The following is a 9,068-nucleotide window of genomic DNA, read 5'->3' as shown; positions in this document are numbered from 1 at the left end:
ACATTTTCAGTCGGTCATTAACGCTTTCAGCGTACCGAAATTGAAGGAGAACGGCTGGCAGATCTCCGGTAAGCTTAAAAAAAACGTTCCCGCTGCTCGACGATATCGACACATCCCAGCGTATTGTGAATGATGCAACAGAGAGGTAAACCAAGCCTCGGCGCGCTCTGGTCTGTCGCCGAGACGCTGCGCGACAAACTTGTTCAGTTCTTTTGTATCCAGCAGGGTTTCGTTGACATCGAAAAAAAGGGTGCCGCTGCAGGATTCGGGGTTGCTGATGTTGCTCATTGGGACCTCTGGTTGACCTGGCGAGTGTAATTGTAAAGCATTATGGGCGCTGAATGTGGGTAGGACACTGGATAGGACTGTTCAAGATTTGGGGGCAGCGATAGGATTGAAGGTATATTGGCCTCAATAAAATAAGGCGCACAATACTAATTATGTTAAATTAAATCTGAGGTGCATGCTCATAAGCTGTAAGCTGACTTTGCTGGCAACAAATCCCTGGTGTGATATTGCCCCAGTTTGCAGTGTTTAAGACACTTTTTCACATCAAGTCACCCTTCTTGAGCTAACTGCAGAAAAACTGATGGAACAGCAACTCAGTAAAAATTAGCGAAGCTGATGATGTTTCAAATGACCGTAATAACAGCCTTTACTGACTACAGTGGATATATGTTGCAACGAGCTGTTAAATCCAAAACGTAAAACGACGCTAACAGCGCTTAGACGCCTTTTATTACATGTGCAAGGGGAAGCTACCGATAAGACGTTATGGCGATCTCATTCCCGATTTAATACTGCCTGGAGCCGCTGACATTATTGAAGGTGCAGAATAGCATGCGTGTGACCGTAAGGCGTGGCAGTGAGACAACGGAAGGCTGAGCCTTGATGGCTCAGTAGTACGGCCAGAAAGACTGTCGAATGAGTCAGTGGCGGATTTGTGACAAATCATCTTCCGTAAGGCCGGTCATTTTAATGACGGTGCTCCGATCGATGCCGTTCTGCAGCATGGTTCGAGCAATTTCGAGTTTTCCTTCGTTTCGACCTTTTTCAATGCCGCGCTGTTCACCCAGCTGGATACCTTTCTCGATGCCCTTTTGCTCTAGCTGCTGTGCGATGGTCATGAGTGCGTCTCCGTGTTGCGGCACACGCTGTGCCAATTCGCGTACAAAGGCTTCGGCGTCTGACGTTTCGCCTGCCTGTACAATATAGTGCACCAGCGATATCACCTGTGATGAAGACAGATATCCTGCCAGCAGAATGGGGACAAGCCTGTCGACCAGTTCAGCCAGGTCCCGCTGATGAATATGCTTCTGCAGCAGAGTCAGGGCAGCCATACTGCGATGGTCCGCGATTTCATCATCCTGAATGACCGTGACATCCACCAGGGGAAAGGCTGCAGGTAGCCATCAGGATAATTTTTTACCGATTAGCAACAGACTATTTCACCGCGCGATCTGCTTTAACCGGTCTTTTGATTCTGTTGTCTGTTTCATTCGATATCTTGGCATAGCTGAGCATGTCACTATTTATAAATGCAACTTATCATTCCTCTCGGTTATTACCCACTGTGAGGGAAAGCTTGAATGAGTAGCTTTTTACATAGACAGCAGAATATTGAAATTTTTTCGACAACGCTGGATATTATTCGCCGTGATGACGATACGGCTGAAGAGGCGCAACATTATATTGCCAACGTTTATAACAAAAATTATGGCGCGACCAGTGAACCTGATCCTGATATTAAAGAGCTGACGCAACTGGCGGAAATAGAGATGCACGTCGCCACAGTGATGACACGCATCCTGTGCGAACTTCAGGCGGAATCGACACCGTTTTAAGCGGGCAACGGACTCTATCATGCTTTCTCCTGCTTCGCTTCGGAGGAGATCAATCACGCTAACAGCTTCTATCAATATGTGCGTCATCTGTCAGGACGCGATATCAAACTGGAGAACAACCTGTTCGCGGAGCGTGTGGCGCTCTATAACGATAATGACGCGCCGCTAATCAAGCTGGCGGCGCTCTGTTCCACCGCCTATGTAGGCGAGTCGATCATTACGGTATTTGAGCGTCGCCTGAAGATGCCGGATCCGATACAGCGCAGCTTCCTCACGCAACTTCTGCATTTCCACGGCCTGGATGAGGCGTGCCATATCCAGTGTGAGCACGCTATTTTCGAGCAGATAATCCCCACCTTTAATGCGGCAGAAAACCGGCGTTCGATCTCGACTACACCGAAGGTAATATCGCTACCCGGACGCAGCTTGACATGACACTGCGATTTCGCGAGATCGTGCAGTCTGGTGACTCGAATCGTAATGTCGACGACTATATGGACCAGGAAACGGCAGCCATCGTGCAGCAGTTTTTTCAGGCCTTGCGCGTGCACACTGCCTGGTAAGGAGAGAAAATGAAAGAGACCACTATAGCGCCCGCCGCAGCGCTGACTAAAAAAAACAATGTCGGCGTGCTGGCGGTGATCGTCGCACTGTTTCTTGCCGCAGTGGACAGCACTATCGTCAGTACGGTGCTGCCTACCATCAGCCAGCAGCTGGGCCATCCGACACTCTGGCCCTGGGTAATGTCCGCCTTTTTACTGCCTGTGGCGCTGGTAGCACCGCTGGCCGGAGCGTGCGGTGACCGGTTTGGCGTCTCATCCACACTAAAGGCATGCCTGCTGATATTCCTTTGTGCCTCGGCGCTGGCAGCAGTCAGCACCACTATGCCAATGCTGATTCTGGCGAGGGCGCTACAGGGCATCGGCGCTGGTGGGATTATCGTGCTTTCCTATTCGCTACTGGCGGCGCTGTTCGACGCCGGACGGCGCGGTAAGATGCAGGGAATGCTGAGTGGCGTCTGGGGCCTCTCCGCCATCGTTGGTCCGCTGTTGGGCAGCGTTCTGGATGCAACGTTCGGCTGGAGGGCAATATTCTGGCTGAATATCCCCCCTGGCCTGCTGGCGCTGCTGCTGCTGTTTATAACGCCGGCGGTCAGTAAAGGCGCGGGCAAGGCACGTCTGGATCTTCAGGCGCAGGGGGCGTTGATAGTCGCCACGTGTTGCCTGCTGCTTCTTACCGCGCGGCCGGAAAGCGGCGACGTCCTCTTAGCGATGCTGGCTGTGGGCTTAATAGCGGGATTGCTGGCACTTATCGCCCGCGTACGTTCTCGGCCGGAGAGTAGCCCGATTCCACTGCCCTTTTTTCAGCGGCGCACACTGTTTCCGGTTATCGTGCTGGTGCTGCTTTCCAGCGCCGCTCTTTATGCCTCTGTGACGCTGGTTCCGCTGGCACTCAGCCAACAGCCGACGTGTGTCCCGACCGGCCTGCTGGTAATGCTGGCTGCGCTGGGCTGGGTTGTGGGCGCGGCGATATGCGGCGCGAAGCTGGCGGTAGCGGGCTATCGGCGCATGGCGGCCGCTGGCATGCTGCTGCTGGCTGTCGGCGGTCTGCTGATGGCATGGGCCATTTCGCAGCAGCAGCCGTGGCTGATGGCGACGTCGCTGTTGTTGACAGGTCTGGGCATGGGCTTCACCGCCACCGCCACACTTGTGCTGGCGCAAAACGCCGCGCCGCCGGAACGTCTTGGTACCTGGACGGCGACCGTGCAGTTTTTGCGCAACCTGGGCGCGGCGCTGGGGGTGAATATTCTGGCGACGATGCAGTTGCATCTTAGTGGCCTGCACGCTTTTCCGATTTGTTTTATTATCCTTGGCGTCAGCATGTTGATAGGGTTGATCTTTACCCTGTTATTGCCCCGTACTTACCCGGCGAAATAGCCATAAAACGGAACAAAGGGATATCGTGACGTTAAACAATGACGCGCTGATTATTGAGCGCGTGCTGGAGCAAATCGCAGCGAAGGAGAATGAGCCTCATCGTCATCCGCTCGGCCAGTTTGTACTGGTTAAACGCGGCGTACTGCACGGGCATACGCCGGAGCAGCACTGGTTAATGAAGCCGGGGATGGCAGTCTGGATCCCGCCAGACACCGTTCACTGGGGCGAGGCTTATAGCCGCGTCGATTTGACGGTACTCTACATCGCGCCGACGCTCTGCAACTCCTTCACTTCCCGAGTGAAGCTGATTGATACCTCGTTTTTGATCTCTGCCTTATGCGAGCGGCTGGCTGACACCCGTGCACCGTTGTCGAAAACGCGCCGCAACAGCATGCTGCAGTTGTTATTCGAAGAGATCGAGGAGAAGCCGGACAGCAACCTGACTTTGCCCCAGCCGCAGGATCTGCGGCTGAAAAAGGTTACTGACAGCCTGATTGCCGATCCTGCACAGCGTCTAAGTCTGTCGGAATGGGGGCACCGCGTCGGCGCAACGGAACGCACGCTTGCGCGTCTGTTCCGTAAAGAAACCGGGCTGCGTTTTACTGACTGGCATAACCGCCTGCTGCTGGCGGTTGCCTGGCAGGGGCTGGCGAATGACGCCTCCAATGAAGAGATATCGGTGATGCTGGGCTTTTCCTCAGGTGACTCCTTCGGTCACTGGTTCCGACGCGTAGCGGAGAGCAGTCCTGGCCAGATACGCAAGCACTTGCAGAATCAGCGGACCGGTGCAACCCAATAACACCGCAAAACTGTCCGTTTGGTTCGATAAGATGTGCTCTGTGAACATTCTTATGGCCAACCACCTCCAGTAAAGTAGCGCCTGTCCCTTAACAACTGGAGGAAATTGTATTGAACTATGATGTCATCAAAATATTTCACGCATTGGCGGCGGTTGCTGCAACTGGCCCGCTACTCTTCGCCCCCTGGCTTTCCGCGCGACTGAAGATTTGTCGGTCAGAGAATGCGGCGCTGCTGCTGCAGGGCCTTGCGGTGACTGACCGCTTTTATAATATCGCCGGCTGGGCATTGATGCTTAGCGGTGTGGGGATGTTCTGGCTGTATGACTGGCACCCTCTTTTTCAGGTCTGGTTTCTGCTGAGCGTGGCGATTTTCATTATCGATTCACTGGTCGAGAAACGACTGCGTGACCCTGCCATTGCCGCGCTCGCTAAGTTGCATCCTGGCGGCGCGGACTGGGGCGCGACCGTGGCGCGCCTGCACAAGGCGGTGCTGGCGCAGATGATCTGCACTACTGCCATCCTGATTGTGATGCTGTTGCATAGCCAACTGAACATCAACCTTTTAAGCGTCGCGCCATTCCACCAGGTCCAGGCATAAACGCGTTTCGGTACCGCAAAACAATCGCGTTCAGCGCTACCGGGATATGGCCGGCGAAACGGATGTCGGAAAGAAATAGCGCCTCCGGGGCATCCGGCCTCACTACCGCATCTTCTCACTGACAAGATTATAAACATCGCTGCGCTCACGCTTACCCACAGCCACAACGGCAATCCCCAGCTGATGCTCTATCACCTGATAAACCAGGCGAAAACCGGACGCTCTGAGTTTGATTTCATAGCAGTCTTTAATACCACGTAGTCTGGCAGAAGGAATATGGGGATTGTCACAACATTTCTTCAGATTTTTGGTAACTGCTGCTGGAGAGATTTGTCCAGCTTCTGCCACTCTTTAAAAGCCTCTTTTCTGAATTAGGCGGTATAGCTCACAAAAGCGCATCAAAATCGACATCAGGCAGACGCTGGCTATTACGTTCATTAACCAGTTTAACCAGCTCCTGATCGTCAAGGGCATCAAGCATCTACTCATAAATTTCAGCCAGGACGCAATAGATGAAAGGGTAATGCAATGTCAATCCACCAATAAGTAGCATGCCAAAAGGGATGATCCAGACATGAGACCATTTTTTATCGTTCTTAGTAAAAACGGCATTCGGTTTATGATGCGGTACCTGGCTGGTCTTTGAATAAACTGTGGATCATGATGTGTTCATTTATTGCTGGGTAAACAAAAATAGATGTTCTCAATAATCAGTACTTTACCGGCTATGACATTAGCCCGGATAAAGGTCGTTAATATGATTTGTTATCTAACCATTAATAATTTAATTAATGAATTCAGGGTGGGTCAGATAGCATATTTATCACAAATAACCGGATCGAAAAATCAGTAACAGCGCAGGAGTGTGAAGTGGAGTAAGTGTGAATATTTTTTCTCAAAGTCAGCATGATAAAGATAAAATTGTGATCCAGACGTAAAACTTTATAAGTTATTTTAAATCATGTCTTTAGGTGGAATGACTTTTGGGCAATAAAAGGAAAAAAGATAACCACATTCATGAATTAAAATTGTAATAGGAAACCTAAAAACCATCAGCAATCAATAAGATCAACCGGAAGGATACTCAGGATTAAGGCAGGTATTTTCTCGAATTTATATTTTTTTCAGGTATTTTCCCGGTTCGGGGATCGTATCCATTTTGCTATTACAAATTGACACATCGCTGACATCGATCTACTTTTAAATCGCATTCCATTATGGCAGAGGCAATTATGTTCCTTAACTATTTTGCTTTGGGTATGCTGATATTTGTTTTCATCATTATTTTTTATGGGATTATCGTTCTTCACGATATTCCCTATTTAATTGCGAAATCCCGTAACCATCCTCATGCCGATGCCATTCACGTCGCGGGTTGGGTCAGTCTTTTTACGTTGCACGTCATATGGCCGTTCTTGTGGATATGGGCCACGCTTTATCGTCCGGAACGCGGCTGGGGTATGCAGAATCAGCATGCTTCATTACTGGAATTGCAGCAGCGGGTAGCGGAGCTGGAGCGTATGCAGGCTGAATCGAAAGCGCTGCGACCGGAGCGATGATATGGATCTGCTCATTATTTTAAGTTACGTTGCGATAGCCTGGGCTGTTTTTAAAATATTCCGAATACCCGTAAATAAATGGACCGTGCCAACGGCTGCTCTGGGGGGTATTTTTTTAGTAAGCGCACTCATTCTGCTGATGAACTATAACCATCCCTATACGTCGCTGGCACAAAAAGCGGTTGTCGCGATTCCGGTTACTCCGCAGGTTACTGGTGTAGTCAATGAAGTGACGGATAAAAAAGAAGTGCTGATTAAAAAGGGAGAAATGTTATTCACCCTTGATCAGACACGATACAAAGCCCGTGTTGAACGGCTTCAGGCCGACCTTGCCACCGCTATCAACGGGATCGAAGCGATGAAAGGACAATTAAATGAAGCCGTTGCCTACACAACCCATGTAACTGCGGAGCGGGATAGATTATTTCAGGACTATCAGCGTTATTTAAAAGGAAGTAAGGCGAAAGTTAACCCTTTCTCAGAACGTGATATCGATAATGCCCGGCAGGCCTTTCTGGCGCAGGATGCCCTTGTAAAAGGTTCTCTGGCGGAACAGGATCAGCTCAGAAGCCAGTTAAACAGTATATCTGGAGGCGAGCAATCTCAGATCGCCAGTCTGAGAGCGCAGCTTGCCGAAGCCCGATATAACCTGGAGCAGACCGTTGTTCGCGCACCCAGTGATGGTTATGTCACGCAGGTGTTGATTCGTCCCGGAAGTTACGCAGCCGCCCTGCCGCTGCGTCCGGTCATGATATTTATCCCGGCACAAAAGCGTCAGATTATTGCGCAGTTCAGGCAAAACTCCCTGCTTCGTCTGGCGGAGGGGGATGAGGCGGAAGTTGTGTTTAATGCTCTGCCGGGGAGGGTTTTTTCAGGAAAGCTACTCAGAGTTCTGCCTGTGGTTCCTGGCGGTGCTTTTCAGGCTCAGGGAACGATTCAGTCACTGAGTCTTGCCTCAGCATCGGATGGCGTTTTAGCCGTTATAGAGTTAGCACCAAATAAAGATGTCGATGCACTGCCAGACGGCATTTTTGCTCAGGTGGCTGTTTATTCTGACCACTTCAGCCACGTTTCTATCATGCGTAAAATTTTACTGAGAATGACCAGTTGGGTTCATTATCTGTATTTAGATCACTGATGATAAGGAGTGATTCTCCTTTTAACTTTCAACAGAATTAATGCCAGTTTATTTTATGGTAATACTGCTGGTTGGGGCGTTTATTAAAAAACGTGAAATTATTATGTGAATACGAAAACTTACTGACTGAATTATTAAACTGCCATCACAAATCATGATGTGAAATAAGGTTTAAAATAGTGGTTTATATTGATTGTACTATCTTTTTAAATGTAGTCATGAATGCCAATCGTCTCTTATAACATTTCGAGGATACTCATATGAAAAGGTTAATTTTTGGTGTGGTTATTTGCTTTCTATCGTTTGGCTCACTTGCTGCCGATATGATGTCAAAGAATGATTTCATGAAAGTGAAGGATCAGTATGAAAAAATTGGCGATATCTCAACATCAGGTGAGACAAGCCCGTCGGATGCAAAAGCGGAGCTATCAAAAATGGCAGATGAAAAAGGCGGTGATGTGTTTGTGCTCACTTCCGCTAATACGAATAATAAAATTAAAGGCACGGCTGATGTGTATAAAAAAAAATAGCGAAATGATGAAGCTATATCTCTGAAATATATTTGGAATAGTGGTTTATTGTAACTATGGCTTTAGAATATTTCTCATTAAGCAGGTTAATAGATGCCCTTTACTGATGTAAGGGGCATCCTTCATTCAGAGTCGCCGGATTTTAAACCTGCCACACTTGCTGTTAAGGCTGGCTTACAGGCTCTGGCATGGCTGAAGAGTGGTGAGTGGATATTTTCCAACCCTTACCATCCCAGACATAGGTGAAGGTATAACGTGCTGTAACGTGCGAATTATCTTTGAAGGTAAAAGTATAAACGCCGGTATCAATTGCTTTATTACAGCCAATGCGAATAGTGCGGGAATCGATTTTACCGGTTGGGCCTTTTTTCAGGAAGTCTTTGAAGTAATCAATGCGTTCCTGATTGGTAAGACGTACCTGATTTGAAATTGTTGGCAGTAAGACTGCATCGCTGATATATAACTCAGAAACCTTTGTCGCGTCGCCGGTTGCCAGAGAGTCATTCCAGGTATTAAACAGGCTGACGACATCCTGTTCAGACACTTTAACACAGGTCACAGGCTGTTGTGCCAGCGTAATAGCCGGTGCGCAGGATAGACCTAAAAGGCACAGCGACAATAAACTTTTTTTCATGAGATATCCTCTTTTTATACTGGTGATG

10 protein-coding genes and 3 pseudogenes are annotated in these 9,068 nt (G+C 49.1%); 8 read left to right on the top strand and 5 right to left on the bottom strand.

The annotated features are described in order from the left end of the window. Window positions 1–6: 6 nt before the first annotated feature. Both AC2LB6_RS12320 and AC2LB6_RS12315 read right to left on the bottom strand, forming a co-directional pair. Entirely contained in the window at window positions 7–288 is a 282-nt protein-coding gene (locus AC2LB6_RS12320) for a hypothetical protein (RefSeq protein ID WP_490093725.1), read from the bottom strand. Window positions 289–929: 641 nt separating this feature from the next. Beyond that, window positions 930–1,403 (bottom strand): annotated as a pseudogene (locus AC2LB6_RS12315) (Rpn family recombination-promoting nuclease/putative transposase); the annotation flags it as partial. Window positions 1,404–1,589: 186 nt separating this feature from the next. On the opposite strand from AC2LB6_RS12315, the gene AC2LB6_RS12310 reads away from it, so the two are divergent. From AC2LB6_RS12310 to AC2LB6_RS12290, 5 genes are all read left to right on the top strand, one after another. Further along, window positions 1,590–1,844 carry a hypothetical protein gene (locus AC2LB6_RS12310; RefSeq protein ID WP_490093724.1) on the top strand — a complete coding sequence of 85 codons (255 nt, stop codon included), beginning with the start codon at window positions 1,590–1,592 and terminating at the stop codon, window positions 1,842–1,844. Between the two features lie 78 nt (window positions 1,845–1,922). After that, the gene (locus tag AC2LB6_RS12305; protein ID WP_490093723.1) at window positions 1,923–2,279 is read left to right on the top strand and encodes a hypothetical protein; all 357 of its coding nucleotides are present in this window, start codon (window positions 1,923–1,925) and stop codon (window positions 2,277–2,279) included. A 137-nt stretch (window positions 2,280–2,416) separates the two neighbouring features. Next, entirely contained in the window at window positions 2,417–3,781 is a 1,365-nt protein-coding gene (locus AC2LB6_RS12300; RefSeq protein ID WP_490093722.1) for an MFS transporter, read from the top strand. Window positions 3,782–3,806: 25 nt separating this feature from the next. Next, on the top strand, window positions 3,807–4,580 hold the full coding sequence (locus AC2LB6_RS12295) for an AraC family transcriptional regulator (protein ID WP_490093721.1): 774 nt from the start codon (window positions 3,807–3,809) through the stop codon (window positions 4,578–4,580). Between the two features lie 110 nt (window positions 4,581–4,690). Further along, entirely contained in the window at window positions 4,691–5,179 is a 489-nt protein-coding gene (locus AC2LB6_RS12290) for a hypothetical protein (protein WP_490093720.1), read from the top strand. 102 nt (window positions 5,180–5,281) lie between these two features. On the opposite strand, the pseudogene AC2LB6_RS12285 reads toward AC2LB6_RS12290, so the two are convergent. Both AC2LB6_RS12285 and AC2LB6_RS12280 read right to left on the bottom strand, forming a co-directional pair. Then, window positions 5,282–5,517 (bottom strand): annotated as a pseudogene (locus AC2LB6_RS12285) (type II toxin-antitoxin system RelE family toxin). A gap of 47 nt (window positions 5,518–5,564) precedes the next feature. Further along, window positions 5,565–5,699, bottom strand: a pseudogene (locus tag AC2LB6_RS12280) (type II toxin-antitoxin system Phd/YefM family antitoxin); the annotation flags it as partial. A 712-nt stretch (window positions 5,700–6,411) separates the two neighbouring features. On the opposite strand from AC2LB6_RS12280, the gene AC2LB6_RS12275 reads away from it, so the two are divergent. From AC2LB6_RS12275 to yahO, 3 genes are all read left to right on the top strand, one after another. Then, window positions 6,412–6,738 carry a DUF3302 domain-containing protein gene (locus AC2LB6_RS12275; protein WP_090967050.1) on the top strand — a complete coding sequence of 109 codons (327 nt, stop codon included), beginning with the start codon at window positions 6,412–6,414 and terminating at the stop codon, window positions 6,736–6,738. Between the two features lies 1 nt (window position 6,739). Next, window positions 6,740–7,876, top strand: coding sequence for an HlyD family secretion protein (locus AC2LB6_RS12270; RefSeq protein ID WP_490093719.1), 1,137 nt, complete (start codon window positions 6,740–6,742; stop codon window positions 7,874–7,876). A 260-nt stretch (window positions 7,877–8,136) separates the two neighbouring features. Beyond that, entirely contained in the window at window positions 8,137–8,406 is a 270-nt protein-coding gene (yahO, locus tag AC2LB6_RS12265) for a DUF1471 family periplasmic protein YahO (protein WP_490093718.1), read from the top strand. Between the two features lie 163 nt (window positions 8,407–8,569). On the opposite strand, the gene AC2LB6_RS12260 is transcribed toward yahO, so the two are convergent. Then, entirely contained in the window at window positions 8,570–9,040 is a 471-nt protein-coding gene (locus AC2LB6_RS12260; protein WP_490093717.1) for an SgcJ/EcaC family oxidoreductase, read from the bottom strand. Window positions 9,041–9,068: the final 28 nt, after the last annotated feature.

This window comes from Pantoea sp. RCC30.1, assembly GCF_058148845.1.
This window is presented reverse-complemented; position numbering and strand designations above follow the sequence as displayed.

Excerpts from the sequence above, each read along its gene's own strand:
- AC2LB6_RS12320 (WP_490093725.1), bottom strand. The coding sequence starts at position 288 with ATGAGCAACATCAGCAACCCCGAATCCTGCAGCGGCACCCTTTTTTTC.
- AC2LB6_RS12310 (WP_490093724.1), top strand. The coding sequence starts at position 1,590 with ATGAGTAGCTTTTTACATAGACAGCAGAATATTGAAATTTTTTCGACA.
- AC2LB6_RS12300 (WP_490093722.1), top strand. The coding sequence starts at position 2,417 with ATGAAAGAGACCACTATAGCGCCCGCCGCAGCGCTGACTAAAAAAAAC.
- AC2LB6_RS12275 (WP_090967050.1), top strand. The coding sequence starts at position 6,412 with ATGTTCCTTAACTATTTTGCTTTGGGTATGCTGATATTTGTTTTCATC.
- AC2LB6_RS12270 (WP_490093719.1), top strand. The coding sequence starts at position 6,740 with ATGGATCTGCTCATTATTTTAAGTTACGTTGCGATAGCCTGGGCTGTT.
- yahO (WP_490093718.1), top strand. The coding sequence starts at position 8,137 with ATGAAAAGGTTAATTTTTGGTGTGGTTATTTGCTTTCTATCGTTTGGC.
- AC2LB6_RS12260 (WP_490093717.1), bottom strand. The coding sequence starts at position 9,040 with ATGAAAAAAAGTTTATTGTCGCTGTGCCTTTTAGGTCTATCCTGCGCA.